Genomic DNA, 17,546 nt, shown 5'->3' with positions numbered 1-17,546 from the left:
CGCTAGTAGAGAAGGTCTCGCTACCACTCGCTTAGTTGCTGGAATCTGTGAGAGCTACTTGTCTGTGGGGTTGCTGACCAGGGCTTCAAGGTGTTTTGCCCACTTAAGCAGCCATTTCTTTTTCTCTTTATCGTACTTGTTGCGATTGTAGACGCCGATCACGCCTTTTTTGACATGGTTCAGGATGGCATCGATAATTTCATCCGGACAACCGAGTTCCGACAGTTTGGTGGCAGCCGTGCGGCGCAAATCATGAGGAGTCCACCGAGGCAGCCCGAGGTATTGCTGCCGGGTGATCTTTCCTTCTTTGTCTTTAGGCTGCTTGGTGAGAACATGGGAGAGAGCAGGTCGACCGATTGGTGACTCCAGATCCGGAGACGGGAAATACCATGGACAGATCAGCTTCGGCAGAAGTCGTTGCGCCAGCGGCGTAAGATATACCCTGTGTTCCTCTTTGTTCTTTGCCCGCTCTTTGGGGATGGTCCACCATTCTTTGTCAACTTCCGACTTGGCCATTCCTGCCACTTCACCGGGCCGTTGAGCGGTAACAAGTATCAGTAGTAATCCATTGCGAGCAATCAGGCTTCCGACACTGTCTTTGTCGGACAGAGTGTTCCAGATGATTTTTATTTCGTTATCCGACAGAACCCGCTCTCTTGAATTCGGGGTAACATCGGGGATGGCAGCCGACACTCCGGCAAAAGGATTGAAGTCAACAAGTTCGCGATGCAGGGCATAGGTGAACATGGCTCTTGCGTGTTTCAGGACGCCAAGCGCCTGGGCCTTGGCCCGGGAGGCGACATCCTCTACCAGCAAGATGGCATCGCGGCGGCGGATACTCCCGACCTGGCGATCTTCCCAGTTTTTCAGTACATCGTTCTTCAATGTCAGACTGGCTGTTTTGAGATATGTCTTGGCAGCAGACTTTTCCAGATGCTCCAGGTAGTCTTTAACCAGATCTTTCACGGTATGCTGTTCGGGTTCGACAACAACGGGTGGAGGAGATTGCGGGTCTAAACCTTTACTGACCTGGTTGGCGGCGGCACGGAATTTTTCCCGAGCTTCTGACAATGTCGTTGCTGGATAGTGCCCCAGGTTGAATCGTCGGCGCTTGCCTGCAAGTGTGTAGATATACTGGAAAGTCTTGCATCCGGTCGTGAGAACGCGTATTGTGAAGCCGTGACTTTCGCGGATGCAGTATTCTTTCTCCCTTGGTTTAAGGGATTGGATGTACCGGTCAGTAAACTTCATGGAACCTCTGTGGAACCTCCGGTGTGCTGATAATGATAGAAACATGCTGCTACAAACGTAAACAAGAATAGCATACCTAATTGCATAAGTAAATGATATTACAAATGAATGTGTTATTTATTGATATGAATAGGAATCTATGTTAAAGTGAATTTCCCTTACTCCTAAGGAAGGGGCCGGTCGTTCGAATCGACTCGGGGACGCCAATAAAAACAAGGGCTTACAGTTATATGCTGTAGGCCCTTTTTCTTTGAGTTTTCTCGTGCAACCTCTCGTGCAACCTGCAATGCCTTCCCTATAAACCTTTAGTGCCGAGAAGCACTATCTGGTCATAGAATACGATACTATCAGGATCGACGGCATTCTCTCTGATGGTGGTTTTGTGGGTATTCTCCCTGATACGGCAGACAAAAAACTTCTCGGCTGTCTGCCACTGATCAAAGTGATCATGAGACTGATACCCACGATCCATGACACCGGTTTCGCCTTTGTCGATGATCTTGTCAACAAAGGGGCGCTCACCTTCTTTGCCATCGCTCAGGAATATCTTCCGTGGAATACCACGGTTGATATCGAAGCCGATATGGGCCTTTGCCTTCTTTGAACCACTTCGGTAATCGGCCCATTCCATTGACAGGACAGCATCTATCAGAGAACCGTCTATGGATATCAGATTGCCAAGGTGAGCATATTCAGCCGGAAGCACACCGGCAGCTTGCTTGACAAGATGACTGAATACCTCGGCAAGCTGTTCGAGACCACGGTTGTTGATTGCCTCAAAGAAAGAGCTCTTTTTGATCCCCTTGGGGGGAGCAACACACTCTTTGGCAAAATCATTTTGCTCCAGCGCCTGGAGAAGTTCACTCCCGGAAGAGAATTCTTCCAAGTGATAAAAGATCAGGGCTTTGAGCTGATCATCAAAAGACATTTGCAACGGGCGGTACCCCCTGGATTCGAGTTTATTATCTGCCTTGAATCTCTCAAAGATGGGGGTAAGAAGCAATTTGAAAGCTCGTGATTTTCGGCGTTGCTTCAGTCGCTTGAATGGTCGCATATCGTAACTCCTGTAATATTGGATAGTTACGAATGCGAGCCCCCGATTTTTTGCTCAATGTCAAGCAAAAAATGCAGCATCACACTGATTTTACTACGTTTTTACATTTTCAAAGAACCGTGCAAGGACCTAACCGGACAACGCTGATTTTTTTCCCTTTTCTGAGGTTTGCTGATACCTGCGGCTTTCCAAGGCTCCGGTAGGACAGGTTCTTACGCAGGCAGGCGGTAGCCCTTCCCTGACCCGCTTCTCACAACCATTGCATTTTTCCATTATGCCCCCTGGACCAAACTGGGGAATACCGAAGGGGCAAACCGAATGGCAAAGACGGCAGCCGGTGCATGCGGAAGTCGTTATCTGCACCGTTTTGCCATCCTCCCCTCTTGACAGGGCTCCTGATGGGCAGATATCCACGCAGCTCAAATAATTGCAGTTGATACAAGAAACAGAAGCATAGGATATTTTTGCATCGGGGTAGCTTCCTGTCTCCACATGCAACAACCGGCGCCAAGAGTGTCTACCATCCTCAGTCACCAGGTCGTTTTCGTCCATGCATGCCACGCAGCATGCCTGGCAGCCAGAGCAGAGTTCCGCGTTTATACCAACGAGCATTTCCATGAAATCACCTCCTCTAAGTTTCCAGCCTGTCTATCTTGCACAGGAGGGATTTAAAGCCGGGGAAGCCCGAAATGGGGTCCAAGTAGTCCGCATCTATTAGGCTGTTCACATCCGCATCCCTGTATGCGTGGTACATATGCACGACTCCTGGCTGAACCATCTCGGTCAGGTTGGCCCGTACCTTTATACTTCCTTTGGGGGTAGAGAGGCGAATGGCATCATCCTGCTTGATACCAAACCTTACCGCATCTGATGGGTTCATATCCGCTGCCGCAGCAGGCCGCAGGCTTTTGGTCCACGGCAGGCGGAAAGTACGTGAATGAACGAACATGGGGAGTCGGGAGCCGGTATTGAGCACCAAAGGAAACTTTGCCGCCAACTCAGGTGTTTTTGCAGCACTCTGTTCCGGGTGGAGGTATAGGGGCACTCCAGGATGGCCGTGTCTCTCCAGCAATAACGAGGAGAACTCCATTTTTCCGGATGGGGTTGGAAATCCTCTGTTAAGGTATTTCTTTTCTGGAACATGCTGGGGTGCAGGCACCGGCATGCCACCAGGATACTTCTTAAGTTCCCTGACGGTCAGGCCGCTCGGCTCAAGAATCCAGTCCAGACTTGCCTCGTAGCCTGCATCAAAAAGGGGGTCAGCCAACTGTAGGCGCTTGGCCAGATTGTAGATGATTTCCACATCTGATCGTGACTCATAGAGCGGATTGATGGCCGGCTGAGTCAGTATGACGTAGTTTTCCGGATAGCAGCGCAACTCACTCCGCTCCACAGAACTGCACGCCGGTAGCACGATATCCGCCCAGTTACAGGTGTCCGTCAAGAACAGATCAACATTTACTATAAAATCGAGTGACTCCAGCTGCTTCAGGAAACCGGGGCTGTCCGGCCACATCCGGTGGTTCATTCCAAAGCCAAGAACGGCTTTGACCGGATATGGCACCTCGGAGGCTATTTGAACAGGTAAGTGCATCGCCTGTGCTTCGGGCACCAGCTCGCTCCATACCGGAAAGCGGTCTTGCCCAATACGCGGCGCCATATCTTCCCACCGCTTCGGCATGCTAAATTCGTCCATCCGGGTTGCAAAACCCGCTGATATGTATAGGTAGCTGGGGGGCAGCGCCATGTTTCCACCCTTGACATCGTAGTTTCCTGTCAGTGCAATAAGAGTGAATACGGCCCGGTAGTTCTGAACTCCATTGGTATGGTGCACAACTGCAGAGGAATACGGCATCAGGCCTGCTGGCTTTGTACCGGCATATAACCTGGCCGCCTCCCTGATTTTCTCCCTTGGCACCCCAGTTATAGCTTCTCCTGTCTCCGGCGGATACTGTTCAACAAGTCTTTGGAACTCGTCAAAACCGTGAGTGTGGTCGCGTATGAACTCTGCATCGTAGAGTCCCTCTAAAAGGATTACGTTGGCCATCGAAAGGGCAAGGGCGCCATCGGTCCCAGGCTTAAGCTGCAAATGCAGGTCGGATTGAGCTGTCATAGGGGTGATCCGGGGATCGACCGTGATGATCTTCATTCCGTTTTGTTTGGCCTTCAACAGCTGGCGAGCCAGACAGGTGTTTGAGTAGAATGGGTTGCTACTCCAGACCAGCAGACAGCGGCTGTTTTTGATGTCCGGAAAGCCGGGGGTGCCATTGAGTTTCTGGGCCATCATCATAGCCTGGGCGCAGGTGCTCGACTCTGTCAAAAAATTGGGTGAGCCGAAGCTGTGGGCAAGGCGTTTCAGATAGGGACGCATCCACTTCGGATAACCGGCGAAAAAAGCCACCGCTTCAGGGCCATACGCCCCTTTGATCCCCTGCAGCTTGCTCGCTACCTCATCCAGTGCCTCGTCCCAACTGATCGGCTCAAAGAGACCGCTTCCCCGTGGGCCAATGCGCCGTAGCGGGGTTTTTAACCTCTCTTTGTTGTAAACGTACTGCCTGGTTGCTGCACCTTTTGAGCATAGACTGCCGACATTGTGTGGGTTCTCCAGGCTCCCTTCGACCTTAACAATTTCTCCGTCCAGGATGTGAAGATCGAGTCCGCACTGGGTTTGCGGGTCACACATGGTGCAGATGGATTTTCTTATTTCAACAACTGCAGATGTACTGTCTCCTGCTCGTAACCTACTCATTTCCAACCTCCCTCCGGTATTCACTCTACTCACTCTTTCCTCAATGCCTCATAAGTGGTCAGGAAATATTCCATGTTTCTCACACGCATCACCATGTCTTGCTTGAAGCTATTCAAAAGCGACCACCCCTTCTCCGTGAGTTCATAGTGCTTCTTAGCTGGCCCAGAATCAGTAGTGTCCCACGATGACACAACCGCACCGGCCTCTTCAAGTTGCTGCAGAGAGCGGTAGACAGCCGCAGTATCCAGGAGACAGAATGGCGTCTCTTTCTTGAGCCGGTTTAGTATGTCCAACCCATAGCTGGGTTCCTTGGCCAGTTGCAACAGCACAAACGCTGGGCCGTGACGTCCCTGTTTCCCCGATTTTTTCATACGTATTGCCTCCGGGTATAGTTTTTTTTGCTTCGGTTGGACACATATATGTTATTAGCATATAGGTGTCAACTGAAAATATGACGTGCGCAGAACCCAAGCCCGTGCCGGAAATTATCCAATAGTCATAATAATGTCTTAAGGAAGAGCTGCTGGATACTTCAAGGGGGACACGGCTTTCCGATGTTCTTCACTACAAGGCGTGCGCTTTCGCCCAACCCGCCGTTGTCGGCACTTTGTACAAGTAGTATCTTTCATATAGCAACCTGCTTGGAAACCTGGCGTATCCTGCATTTCGATTTCTGACCTTGTGCCGCTTGCGAAGGTGTGTTCTCAGTCGCTCTTCTGTATGGCACCGTAACTGGCCCAACACCCTATCTGACGATGCGGGCTCCCAGTCGCTGCTGTAGATTATTCCGCTCCCATATCCTGTCCAGTATGTGCAGGTAGAGATTGGACAGCAGTGGCGGAATCAGGCCAAATCGAAGAGCAGTATTTCTGATTTTTCCTGCCCAGTAACTACAATCTGTTCCTCGTCGCTCATTGCCGCGCCGTCACTGTGATCCAACTCAGTACCATTAACACAAACCTTGCCGCGGGCTACCTGGATACAGACATGCCTACCGGCAGGAATTCTGTAAACGAGTTCTTCGCCTGCTTCCAAGATGGCCGCATACAGGTTAACGTTCTGGTGAATGGTCACTGACCCTTCACGACCGTCCGCTGCGGCGACCAGTCTGAGTACACCCCGTTCTTCCAGATCGGAAAAGGCTTTCTGTTGGTAGCTCGGTGTCCCCTCAGCATTCGAAGGAAGTATCCATATCTGGAGGAAGTGAACCAGTTCGGTCCAGGAGTGGTTGTACTCGCTATGCCACATTCCTTCGCCAGCGCCATGGTGGCGTGCTCGATCCGGGGAAAATTCACCGTATCCCCCTTGGCGGGAAATTTCGCTATCCAGAGGGCACCCTCCAGTTCCACGGTGCACTTCGGCCGGGCACCGACGACGCTTGAGCCTTGCTCCAGAAGCCGCAGAAGGCCCTGGCTTACCTCTCCCCCTTCCTGCAGCCGGGAAGCCGCCTCCAGAAGCTCTCCCAAGGACTGAAAGGCGGGAGGTCTCCTCTCCGGTTCCCCCTGGTCCAGCGACCCGCGGAAATCGAGGTTGCCGACACGGGAGGCGTTGGCCTGGAGGAGATAGTCCATTTCACCCAGGGTCTCAGGCGGAACCTTCGCTTCGGCGGCGATGACCAGGCGTCCCCAGTAATCGGGAGACGCATCACGGAAGGCACCGTACAGGCCGCCGTTGGTGGTGACATCCTTGGCCCTGGTTCCCAACGGGAGCGCGACAGTATCCACCGGCAGGGCATTGGGGCGCTCCAGATAGCGCCGGCCATAAGAAAACCTGCCTATCCCGTCGTCCGGGTAATGGGTGAAGACCCCCGCCGGAACAGCCGTCGTTTCTCCCGGCAGATAGATAAATACGTATACCTGCTGTTCACGAGCCATGGTCAGAAATCCAGTTTATCGGCAGGTGTCTGTTTTTTTCTCACCCGTTGGGGAAGACGCTGCCTTTCGTTGAATATCCCGATCGCATCATTTTCGGGAGCTGCAACTTTCTTCAAATCGCTTGTCATGTCCAGAACATGGAGGGCCACCGCCAGCACGGTGAGCCCCACCGACGGGTCACCGGCCTCGAGGCGGGAAAGGGTCTTGCGCGTGACTAGCATGCTCCCGGCCATCTCCTCAAGGCTCCACCCCCGGCGTTTTCGTGCGGTCTGGATATTTTTCCCAACGACCTCAATCGCCTGTTGCGCCTGAAGCGGCAACCCTTCTTTCCCTAAACTATTGCGAGTCATACAATACTCCTTAGACCATTTAATGGGTATTATATGATGCACACAGCTTGAGGCCAAGCCTAAAAAAGCGTTTGCTGGGTTTTCCTGCCGTCATCATCTGCTGACAACAAGGCGTAACCGCGGCCTTTCTTCTCCGGTGTAGGCATCTTCCTTTTCCGAGGAACAATGTCCCCGAGCTTGAGAAAGCTGATGTCCCTCTTGCTTTCCTTGTACCGTTTCACCCCCCCGATGGGGTTCTTGCCCACGGGGAACCGGACCCCGCCTTCGTCTTTCGCCCAGTTGCACATGGTCAGGAGGTTTACCCGGTAGTGGTTCGCGGTCTTCGCCGAAATCCCCTTGTGGACGACTAATTTTGCCAGGAACGCCGCCACCTGCTCGGTCGTGAGATGCTCCACATAGCCGACCTGGATGAGGTCGAATTTTCCGGAGGACGGGCGCTTCACCGCTTTCCGGGCTATTTTCGCGTTCTTGAACTTGAGGCAGTCGGCCACCTGGTCGAACGTGCTGGCCACCTTCTGGACATTGCGCTCCGAGTTGGAAGAGGTCGCGCTGGATGATTTCGGCGAGGGGGGGGGGCAGGGGGCCATCTTCGCCCCGAAACAGCGCGGATTCCACCTGGCGGAGTTTTTTCTTTGCTACCTGCAGGGAAGCGGTTTCCAGGGAGACCCGTTTCGCCACCTTCCCGACCATGTACTGCGCGTAGTAGACGCTTCCTCGCTTGATAAGGCTTGCCATCGTCGCTCCTCCGGCAGGCCCCCTTTAACTTTTGTGTACAGTAGCACAAAATTGCATTAAAAAAGGGACCAGCAGAATCTGCAAGTCCCTGATATTGATTGGTTGCGGGGAGAGGATTTGAACCTCTGACCTTCGGGTTATGAGCCCGACGAGCTACCAGACTGCTCCACCCCGCGTCATTGAGATAACGTATGTACCATAGGACTGTTTCGCCTGTCAACAAATTAAATCACCTGTGTTTGTTTTCCAATTCGAATCCTGCAGCCTGCAGTTCGACCAGCTCATGAAAAGTTGAACAAATAGCGACTTTCGCACACTTGTCAGATCTTTCTGGATTTTGATAGTTTGTGTAACTATCCTAAATTAATTGCTAATTAACAGTATTTCTTGTTGGTATGCTCTGTGCTCATTGAGAAGTGAACACGCAGTTCAATCGGGATGTGACACCGGGCAATTACCATGAGCGGTACAGAAATCAGACATACCTACACGGTTCTCTATCTTGAGAATGATCCTTTTGTCTTCGCCCGGGTGGCGAAGCTTCTCAGCGGCTGGGGATTTATCCTGCATGTGGCTGAAAACGGCCGTGAAGGACTGCGGCTCTTCGAAGAAGTGAAGCCTGATATAGTAATAACTGAGATAAAACTGCCACACCTGAACGGCCTTCAGGTCGCCCGTCACGTAAAAGAGCGCACTCCACGGACGCAGGTGGTGATTACTTCGGTCCTTATGGAGCCCGAGTATCTGCTGGAGGCAATAAATATCGGTGTTACGGCCTATCTTCCCAAGCAGGTTGATCCGGCTGCACTAGCTGAGGCCTTGGAAAAGTGTGCCAGGATGATTGCCGTCCATGATGCTTCCGCCACCAGTGTGCCGGTAGTTAGTAACGAAACGCCGGAACAGTTATCGTTGCTTCCGGATGAGTCTCTTCATATTGATGGTTCCAGATCATATGAAAATCCTGATTCGCCCAAAATGAAAGATCTGGTCAGCCTGAATGCCGATCTTGAATTCCGTCTGATCAGGCGAAGCGCCTTGCTGGACGCGGCTAGAAAAGAACTGGACGATCTCTGTGATGCCATCTCACACGACATCAATGGTCCGCTTTCCCGTTTGCAGGGATTCAGTCAGCTTCTCATTGACGAACATGGCAAAGCGCTTGGCACCGAAGGGGAACTTTGTCTGGAACGGATTGTTGATGCTGGAAGGGAGCTCAAAAAAATACTCGACGGTCTCATGGATCTTGCCCAGCTTTCCAGCAAGGGGGTGGTTTCCCGTCAGGTGGATCTGAGCAGTATTGCCATGTCGATAGTCAATGAGCTACGTGCACAAGCTCCCGAGCGTCGAGTCAACATCTTCATAACGCCCGGGCTTTCGGTGATCGGTGACGAAGAACTTCTTCGCAAAGCCCTTGGCAACCTTCTCGACAATGCCTGGAAATTCACGGCTGGAAACGAAGATGCCAGAATTGAATTCGGTTGTGCTGCCGGCAACGGGAAAACGGTCTATTTTGTCCGTGACAATGGAGCCGGTTTCGATATGCATTATGCGAGCAAGCTCTTCAGGCCTTTCCAGCGGGTTCATGACAGGGATACATACCCTGGTAACGGCCTAGGACTGGCTGCGGTGGAGCGGATTATCAGGCGCCATGGCGGGAGAATCTGGTTTGATGCCGAACAGGGGAGGGGGGCCACCTTTTATTTTACCCTGTAATGTTTAGTGTTTTTGGGTAGATATAATTTTATCGACCTGTGTTTTTTTGTGGAATGTTTTTCAGTGTGTTGCTATAAATCAAAAAACGATACGAGTAGCGGCCTGAGAGGTAAAGGTCGATGAAGCAACATCACATCCTTCTGGTTGAAGACCATCCCGACGACGAATTCCTGACGTTACATGCATTTCGCAAACATGACATCACCAATGTGTCGGTAATGCGGGAGGTGAAACAGGCGTTCGATTTACTCTTGGGCGAAGGGGATGGCCAGGGGGCGCGATTCCCCGATCTGATCATCCTTGATCTGCGGTTACCAAAGATAGACGGTTTCGAGTTTCTGGAGACCATACGGTCCGACCAGCGGACCCAGCAGATTCCGGTTGTCATTCTCAGTTCATCCCGTCAGGAAAAAGACCTTGAGCGCTGCCAGCAGCTTGGGGTTGAAGCCTTTATCACCAAACCACTCGACCCGGACAAGATCCTCATTATCAAGCAGATTCTCAAACAGCAACTCCCCCATTCCTAGTTATCTGATGTGCTCCGTTTGGGAGCGCTTCCATGGCACTCCTGATCAAATTCAAAAGCAACTGCTGTATTTTTGTTGAAGAGAATTAGCCGATCATCGCTTCCCTCCTGCCATGGCACTACTCTCCGGTCTGTTTCTCAGCATGGTCATGCAGAGTGGCCCAAAAAACGCGCCGATGCCGAGCGTGACGAAAGCAATGCCCCATGCACCGGGAACCCCTGGCAGTGGCGACCAGTCGCGGCAGAGATCCAGCGCCCAGCCAAAGATTGTCGGCGATATCATGCCAAGGGAGTAGCCGATCAGGGACTGAACCCCCATGGCTGCTCCCAGGTAACCGGGCGGAACCAGTTCGGTCAGGCCGGTGGAAAATACCGGCGACTCGGCAACTATGAGGTAGCCGTAAAGACAGCCGACGGCCAGGGTCAGGTACGGGTTGGCATGTACCAGCCAGCCAAAGGTACAGGAAAGCAGAGCGCTTCCCAGCATTACCAGAAAGATGGTTCTGGTTCTCCCCAGCCGATCCGATAGTGTGCCGGTGATGGCGGTTGAGAAGGTCCCGATCCCGATGATCAGCGCCGATGCCGTTGCTCCCCAGCCGGTGGCTGTCCCCCTGGCGATCCCCCAGTTCACCAGATTGGCGGTGAAGAACGGTGCCAGCCAACTCCGCATGCCATACATCTCCCACATGTGGCTCCCATACCCCAGGATCATCAACATGGCCGGCCGGTTTTTCAGGACTTCCGGGATCAGCGGTCCTGTCTGGCTGGTTTGTCGAACGAAACGGTATTTCCTGAACACGATCAGGGAGAGAAGCGTGCCCAGATAGACACCGGCTGAGCAGGCGATGAAGGCGGTCCGCCAGTTGAAGAGGGTGGTCAGCCCACCGGTGAGGGCCAGGGACAGGGAGGCACCGAGAACCAGCGCGCCTACGTAGATGCCGACGGCACGACCGCGCTGTGCGCTGGGAAAGCGTTCGGCAACCAGCTTGAGGCCGGGCATATAGGTGCCCCCCATGCCGATGCCGGTCAGAGCCCGCAACAGCATGGCGGACATATAATCGTGGGCGAAGAAGGCAAAAAGAAGATTGGCGGTAGCCGACCAGAGGGCCGAGATGATGAAGATGTATTTGGTATTGAGGCGATCGGTCAACGTGCTCAGAATGACGCCTGAGGCGATGTAGCCGAGCTGATAGACCGAGAAGATGGAACCGGCCATGGTGTTGTTCATCCCCCACTCCTGTTTCAGCATCGGCAGAACGGCGGAGTAGTTGATGAACACCAGCATGATGAATATCTGGGCCAGGCAGAGCAAAAGAAGCCAGCGGGTGTTGGCGGACATGGGGGACTCCCGGTGCGTGGCGGTTCTGAAGGCGCTACGAAGTATAGTATGTTTCCGTGAGGGGGGCAATGGCCGTCTATAATGAAAAAGGGCTACGCATGACGCATAGCCCTTTGAGGTGGTCCAAGGAAGCCGATCTAGCGCAAGGTACGGAGCGGCGCTTGTTCGAAGCCGGTGAACACGCGGGCGCCCAGCATGAATTCTGCCCAGAACTCCTTCCACTGGGATGGAGCCTGATCGCCTTCTTTGGCCGGCTTGAGTTCGGCCAGGAAGATGGTCAACGCCGAGCCGGCAACCAGCAGGGTTCCGGCCAGCATGAACGACTTGTTCAGGCCGCCTGGCTGGGCATTGAGCATTTCAGAAACCTTGCCCATCACAAAGCCGCCTACGCCCCATGCGGTGAAGAGTACGCCGTAGTTCAGGCCGTAGTTCTTGACCCCCCAGTAGTCCTTGGAGAACGAGGGGAAGAGGGCCAGGTTGGAACCGTAGTTGAAGCCGATGAAGGTGGCCAGGACAACCAGCAGCACGGCGCTGCCCGAGCCGACCACCGGAATGGCGGCAAACATCAGGGCTGCCTGGAAGGCCAGCATGATGAAGAGGGTGGCCCGACGACCGATCTTATCGGAGAGGACGCCGGCAACGACCCGGCCGCCGGCGTTGCCCAGGGCCATGATGGCCACGGCCAGGAAGGCCATGTCCCCCATGCTCTTTTTGGCCAGGCCGGCCACGCTGCCGATCACCATCAGGCCGGCGCCGGCACCGATGAAGTAGGCCAGCCAGAGCACGTAAAACTTGTAGTTGCGGAGCATTTCGCTGGCGCTGGCGTTGATGGCCGGTTTAGAGGCGTTCAGTTTGGCAACCGGCCCCGGATCGGCAGGTTCTGCCGGGACATAGCCCTGGGGAGGGTTGACCACAAAGAAGGAGAGGCCGCAGACGATCACCGTGAAGGCGACAGCCAGTACCAGCATCGCCTTCTGGATGCCGAAGGCGCCCAGAAGCCAACTGGCGAGGGGGGCAATATAGACCGGTGCCAGGCCGAAGCCGGCAACCACGATCCCGGCGATCAGGCCCGTTTTGGCAGGAGAGAACCACTTGAGGGCCGGCGGGGTTGCTGCGGAGTAACCGAAGCCGAAGCCGGCGCCGGCAAGAACCCCAAAGCCGACGACCCAGGCGAGGTAGCTGGGTGACAACGCAGTCAGGGTAAAACCGCACCCTACCAGGAGACCGCCAATGAGGGCTGTCTTGGCGGGGCCGATCTTGTCCTGGCATTTGCCGGCCAGGATCATGGCAAAGGCAAAGGTGAGACAACAGACCGCGTAGGGATCGTTGATGGAGGCAAGGTCCCACTGGAATGCGCCGGGGCCCCCTTTTTCGATGGAGGCCTTGATTGCCCCCTTGAAGATGCTCCAGGCATAGAGCACGCCGAGCGCCAGGTTGATGCCGGTGCCGGCCCCGACTACGCGCCATCCTTTATTGGAGTCTGCTTGTGTCATTGGGTAATCCCCCTTTATCGGTTGATGTTCAGATGACAAAGCAACTTGGATACCAATGTTCTATTAATTTGTATAACAAATAAAGTGTAATAATTAAAGCTGCTTGAGTTGTTGAGTTGGTTGATTGTTCTTTTGGTATGCGGAACGTTTTTTGGAAGATATGCAAAAAGGTTTGGTGAGAGTTGGCCGTATCAGGTGAGTTTCGAGTGGTAAGTAAAGTAAAGTTCAATAAAAACAACTAATTATCTTGTGGTGGTTTCGTTGGTATTGTTTTGCAGAAATGCGAATTGCGTTCTGACCGATTTGCAAAACAAAAGATGTGTCGTTCTCCGTGTCCTCCGTGGTGCAACCAGCCCAATTGTCCCGTCAGCCGACCTCTGCGTACTCCCTCTCCCGAAATTCCACACCAAGACTCTCGGCGAGGGCCTTCACCCGTGCGATGTCCAGGCCGGGAACCGTGACAGCCGTGGCCACCACGTGGGGGATGTGAGTGCGTGCCGCCCGCAGGAAGTCACAGACCGCCCTGAATCCCTCCTCCCCGAACGGGGTATTGCAAAGCTGCTCGTACGTCGTCGGATCGGCGGCATTCAGACTGACCGATACCGTATCCACCAGCCCCGACAGCTCGGGCAGGATGTTGCGGCCATGGACCAGATTGGCCTGACCGTCGGTGTTGACGCGGATCTTCACCCCCTGGAGCTTGAGCGCCGTTGCCACCTCCTTGACGACGTCGAGGCGGATCAACGACTCACCGAACCCGCAGAAAACGATTTCAGCGTATCCGGTTGGGTCGCCGATGGCGTGCAGCACCTCGGCCGTTGACGGCTCGTGGTCGAGGCGCAGTTGGTGCCCCTTGACCAGGAAATCGGAGAATTTCGGGCAGAAGGTGCAGTGGTTGGAACAACGGTTGGTGATGTTCAGATAGAGCGAATCGCGAATGGGATAGGCAATGGTTGTCTCTTCCATCTCAGGGGCGATCCCGAATAGTCGGCGGGCGTTCAGGGAGGTGATCCTACCCACGTCCTCCAGGGTAAGTCCTTTCAATTCGGCGACCTTTGCAGCGGTAAGGCGCACATGGGCCGGTTCGTTCCGTTTGCCCCGATGGGGGACCGGTGACAGGTAGGGACAGTCGGTCTCGACCAGGAGATGCTCGATCTTCACCCCCCTGACCACCTCCCGCAACTTTTCGTTGGAGGGGTAAGTGACCGTGCCGGGAATGGAGATGAGGAACCCCATGGCAATGCATTCGTTGGCCAGTGTCAGGTCGCCGGAAAAGCAGTGGAGCACGCCGCCGACTTCATGGGCCTTTTCCTCGCGCAGGATGGTCATGACCCGGTCGTGGGCGTCCCGGTCATGGACAATGACCGGGAGTTCCAGCTCCCGCGCCAGGCGGATGAACCGGCGAAAGACAGCCTCCTGAATGTCGTGCGGTGAGCGGTCCCGGTAAAAGTCGAGGCCGATTTCGCCGATGGCCACCACCTTCGGGTCAGCTGCCAGGGCGCGTATCTCTTCGATGCAGGCGTCGTCCACCTGGAGTGCATCGTGGGGGTGGACGCCGACGGCGCAGAAGAGCTCGTCGTGCTGCCTGGCAAGGTTCAGTGCGGCACGGCTGGAGGAAAGGTCGGCCCCCACGGTGACGATGTGGGAGAGCCCGGCGGCCCGTGCCCGCTCCAGGGTCGCCTCAAGATCGGCCTGGAAATCCTCGCCATCCAGATGGGCATGGGTATCGATGAGAAAACAATGGTCTGACATGGAAGTGTAGGGCCTTAAGGGTGAAATCGGCTGCCATCCGACAGCAACTGAGTAAAGAAAAACCCCGGGGGGAAACCCGGGGTCTTGACGTCACAGCCTGATGCCGGTCAGGCGGAACAGGGCCTCCCGGTACTTGTCGCCAGTCTTGGTAACAATCTCCTGCGGGAGGGGCGGCGCTGGCGCGGTCTTGTTCCAGTCCAGGGTTTCCAGGTAGTCGCGGAGGAACTGCTTGTCGAACGAGGGCTGCGCCCCGCCCGGCCGGTAGCTGTCTTTCGGCCAGAAGCGGCTGGAGTCCGGAGTCATGCACTCGTCGATGATGATCAGTTCGTCATTGTAGATCCCATACTCAAACTTGGTGTCGGCAATGATGATCCCCTTGGCGTCGGCAATGTCCCGTGCCTTGGCATAGATCTTCAGGGTGACGTCACGGACTTTTCCGGCCAGTTCCCTGCCACAGAGTGCGGCCATTGTGTCGAACGAGATGTTCTCGTCGTGGGTCCCCAACTCCGCCTTGGTGGACGGGGTGAAGATCGGTTCCGGGAGACGATCGGATTCCAGCAGGCCGGCCGGCAGGGCGATGCCGCAGATACTGCCGGTAGCCTGGTAATCCTTCCAGCCGGAGCCCGAGAGGTATCCCCGGACGATGCATTCTGCCGGCAGCGGCTTGGCCTTTTTCACCAGCATGGAGCGGTCGGTCAGGATGTCGGCGTATGGCTGGCATTGGGCCGGAAAATCCTTGACGTCGGTGGAGATGATATGGTTCGGGACGATCTCCTCCATCTGATGGAACCAGAAGGCGGAAATCTGGTTCAGGACAGCCCCTTTGTCCGGAATACCCTCGTTCATGATGACGTCAAAGGCGGAGATGCGGTCAGTGGTGACAATCAAAAGGGCCGTGCCCAGATCGTAGATGTCACGGACCTTGCCGCGTCCGGCCAGTTTCAGGGTAGGGAAATCGGTCTGCAGAATTGGCTGAGCCATTGTCGGTCTCTCCTTTTGTCTAGCTAAGGGTTCGGGGCTCGGGGACTATCCAGTCCGCGCCCCGAACCCTTAGCCCTGAGCAGGTTTTTAGTCAGTAAGCAGCGCGGTGTTGGTCTCGATCCTGGCCTTGGCCCGCAACTCCTTTACCCAGGCGTCCAGGGCGTCCTGCTGCTTCTTGGGCAGGAGTTGCTGTCTGATCTGGTCCTTGCTCTTGTCGAAATCGGCAGGGTTTGACTGGCTGCGGTTCTTGAGGCGCACGGCATACCAGGTCTCGCCGATCTTGAATGGTTCTTTGGGAACCGGTGCAGCAGCGGTCAGGGTGAATGCCGCCTCCTGCAGTGCGGGGGCGAGCCCTATTTTCGGAATCTCGCCTTTGTCGGAAAAGGTAAAGCTGCCCGTTTCCTGGGCCTTGAGCCCGGCTCCACCCTTGCCAAGGAGTGCCAGTGCTTCTTCTGCCTTTTTCTTGGCCAGATCCTTTGCCTTTTCTGCCCTGGCGCTGGCCTCGACCTGGGCGCGTATCCGGGCAAGCGGCGGAACGGCAGCCGGCTTACGCTCCTTGATCTTGATGGCGTAGATCCCTTTGGTCGTTTCCACGGGGCCGCCGATTTCGCCTTCCTTGAGTGCGAAGGCCTTCTTGATCAGCTGGGCCTCGGTGGCAAGGGCGGCCGGCGGTTGGGTGGCGGCAAAGAGCGGGGTCACGGCTATGGAGGTGCCAAAGGCCTTGGCCACTGCCTGGAGGTCGCCACCCTTGTTCTTGTTGATGGCGTCGGCAGCCAGTTCGTAGGCCTGCTTGGCTGCCTTGTCCTTGGCAGCGTCGGTCCTGACCTTGTCCTTGACCTCGGTCAGGGGGAGGATACCGCCCTTGCCCTGATAGCGGTCGATGTTTTTCTGGTAGAACGTCTGGATCTCCTCGTCTCCCAGGGTTACCTTGCCGGCAAGGGCCGCGGGGTCGATAGAGCAGTATTGGATGCTGATCTGCTCCGGGGTCTTGAACTTGTCCTGTTTTCCCTGGAGGTGGGCGGTAAGGTCCTGGTCGGTGAGTTTGACCTCGTTCATGAGTTGGGCCGGGGAAAAGGACACAAATTGGAGATCAAGCCGGTCGTTTCGCTTGGCAAAATACCGGCGGGCTTCGTCGTCGCTGACGGCTACCTTGTCCTTGATCTGCTGGCGGGCCTTTTTGATAATGATCTCTTCCTTTTGGGACTCTTCAAAATCGGCGGGGGTAATCCGGTTGCTCTTCAGGATCTGCAGGTATTGATCGAAATTGAAAGCGCCGTCTTTCTGGAAGGCCGGTACTTCGGCAATGGCCCTGGTTACCTCGTCCTTGCTCACCGAAATGCCCATCTTGCGGGCGGCCTGACGGACCAGTTCGGACTCAACAAGGCTCTCCATGGCCAGCTTGCGGATTCCCATCTGTTTTTCCAGCTCCGGTGAGATGGAACGCCCATAGAGCTGCTCGTAGATGCTTCGCAGGCGGTAGTAGCTCCGCTGGTAATCGTCGAGGGATATCTTGGTGCCGTTCACTTTTGCTGCATAGCTGCGCGAGCCGCCACTCCCCTGATCGCCTTTTCCCCAAACCAGAAAAATGGTGCCGATAAAGGAGAGGACGATTACAACGAAGACGATCTTGATGACGATGGACTGTTTGTACTTCCGCATGATGCCGAGCATGGTGGCTGGTTGACTCCTTACGGGGAAATGGAAATGCTTCGGGCGTGAACAGCGGTGA

At 54.9% G+C, this 17,546-nt stretch carries 15 protein-coding genes, 1 tRNA gene and 1 pseudogene; 2 read left to right on the top strand and 15 right to left on the bottom strand.

Annotation, left to right across the window (positions count from 1 at the left end; translation table 11 throughout):
- Positions 1-54 precede the first annotated feature (54 nt).
- From JN12_RS12290 to JN12_RS12240, 10 genes and pseudogenes are all read right to left on the bottom strand, one after another.
- Positions 55-1,251 carry a tyrosine-type recombinase/integrase gene (locus JN12_RS12290; RefSeq protein ID WP_170241910.1) on the bottom strand — a complete coding sequence of 399 codons (1,197 nt, stop codon included), beginning with the start codon at positions 1,249-1,251 and terminating at the stop codon, positions 55-57.
- Between the two features lie 298 nt (positions 1,252-1,549).
- Positions 1,550-2,305: pseudogene (locus tag JN12_RS12285) on the bottom strand (IS4 family transposase); the annotation flags it as partial.
- Positions 2,306-2,434: 129 nt separating this feature from the next.
- Positions 2,435-2,857, bottom strand: coding sequence for a 4Fe-4S dicluster domain-containing protein (locus JN12_RS21215; RefSeq protein ID WP_407925384.1), 423 nt, complete (start codon positions 2,855-2,857; stop codon positions 2,435-2,437).
- Positions 2,858-2,936: 79 nt separating this feature from the next.
- Positions 2,937-5,054 carry a molybdopterin-containing oxidoreductase family protein gene (locus JN12_RS12275; protein ID WP_145023135.1) on the bottom strand — a complete coding sequence of 706 codons (2,118 nt, stop codon included), beginning with the start codon at positions 5,052-5,054 and terminating at the stop codon, positions 2,937-2,939.
- A gap of 29 nt (positions 5,055-5,083) precedes the next feature.
- Positions 5,084-5,425, bottom strand: coding sequence for a PadR family transcriptional regulator (locus JN12_RS12270; protein ID WP_145023134.1), 342 nt, complete (start codon positions 5,423-5,425; stop codon positions 5,084-5,086).
- 472 nt (positions 5,426-5,897) lie between these two features.
- Positions 5,898-6,128, bottom strand: coding sequence for a pirin family protein (locus tag JN12_RS12260; protein WP_145023133.1), 231 nt, complete (start codon positions 6,126-6,128; stop codon positions 5,898-5,900).
- Positions 6,125-6,928: a type II toxin-antitoxin system HipA family toxin gene (locus JN12_RS12255; RefSeq protein ID WP_145023132.1), complete on the bottom strand. Its 804-nt coding sequence runs from the start codon at positions 6,926-6,928 to the stop codon at positions 6,125-6,127. Before JN12_RS12255 ends, JN12_RS12260 begins: the two co-directional genes overlap by 4 nt.
- 2 nt (positions 6,929-6,930) lie before the next feature.
- On the bottom strand, positions 6,931-7,278 hold the full coding sequence (locus JN12_RS12250; RefSeq protein WP_145023130.1) for a helix-turn-helix domain-containing protein: 348 nt from the start codon (positions 7,276-7,278) through the stop codon (positions 6,931-6,933).
- Positions 7,279-7,337: 59 nt separating this feature from the next.
- On the bottom strand, positions 7,338-7,865 hold the full coding sequence (locus tag JN12_RS12245) for a hypothetical protein (protein WP_145023127.1): 528 nt from the start codon (positions 7,863-7,865) through the stop codon (positions 7,338-7,340).
- Between the two features lie 247 nt (positions 7,866-8,112).
- Positions 8,113-8,189 (bottom strand) — tRNA-Met (locus JN12_RS12240).
- 283 nt (positions 8,190-8,472) lie between these two features.
- On the opposite strand from JN12_RS12240, the gene JN12_RS12235 reads away from it, so the two are divergent.
- Positions 8,473-9,726: an ATP-binding protein gene (locus JN12_RS12235; RefSeq protein ID WP_145023125.1), complete on the top strand. Its 1,254-nt coding sequence runs from the start codon at positions 8,473-8,475 to the stop codon at positions 9,724-9,726.
- A gap of 119 nt (positions 9,727-9,845) precedes the next feature.
- Positions 9,846-10,253 (top strand): response regulator, encoded by a 408-nt coding sequence (locus tag JN12_RS12230; protein WP_145023122.1) that lies wholly within the window; start codon positions 9,846-9,848, stop codon positions 10,251-10,253.
- 93 nt (positions 10,254-10,346) lie between these two features.
- On the opposite strand, the gene JN12_RS12225 is transcribed toward JN12_RS12230, so the two are convergent.
- From JN12_RS12225 to JN12_RS12205, 5 genes are all read right to left on the bottom strand, one after another.
- On the bottom strand, positions 10,347-11,591 hold the full coding sequence (locus JN12_RS12225; RefSeq protein WP_145023120.1) for an MFS transporter: 1,245 nt from the start codon (positions 11,589-11,591) through the stop codon (positions 10,347-10,349).
- A gap of 137 nt (positions 11,592-11,728) precedes the next feature.
- Positions 11,729-13,084 carry an L-lactate MFS transporter gene (locus JN12_RS12220; RefSeq protein ID WP_145023118.1) on the bottom strand — a complete coding sequence of 452 codons (1,356 nt, stop codon included), beginning with the start codon at positions 13,082-13,084 and terminating at the stop codon, positions 11,729-11,731.
- Positions 13,085-13,450: 366 nt separating this feature from the next.
- Positions 13,451-14,836, bottom strand: a complete 1,386-nt coding sequence (locus tag JN12_RS12215) for a TatD family hydrolase (protein WP_145023116.1) — start codon at positions 14,834-14,836, stop codon at positions 13,451-13,453.
- A gap of 90 nt (positions 14,837-14,926) precedes the next feature.
- Positions 14,927-15,817, bottom strand: coding sequence for a phosphoribosylaminoimidazolesuccinocarboxamide synthase (locus tag JN12_RS12210; protein WP_145023114.1), 891 nt, complete (start codon positions 15,815-15,817; stop codon positions 14,927-14,929).
- An 87-nt stretch (positions 15,818-15,904) separates the two neighbouring features.
- Complete coding sequence (locus JN12_RS12205) at positions 15,905-17,488, bottom strand: peptidylprolyl isomerase (RefSeq protein WP_145023112.1); 1,584 nt, start codon at positions 17,486-17,488, stop codon at positions 15,905-15,907.
- Positions 17,489-17,546 lie beyond the last annotated feature (58 nt).

It is taken from the genome of Geobacter argillaceus (genome assembly GCF_007830735.1).
In the GTDB taxonomy this organism is placed as follows: domain Bacteria; phylum Desulfobacterota; class Desulfuromonadia; order Geobacterales; family DSM-12255; genus Geomobilibacter; species Geomobilibacter argillaceus.
The sequence above is the reverse complement of the archived record's forward strand: the minus strand, read 5'-3'. Positions and strand labels throughout refer to the sequence as shown.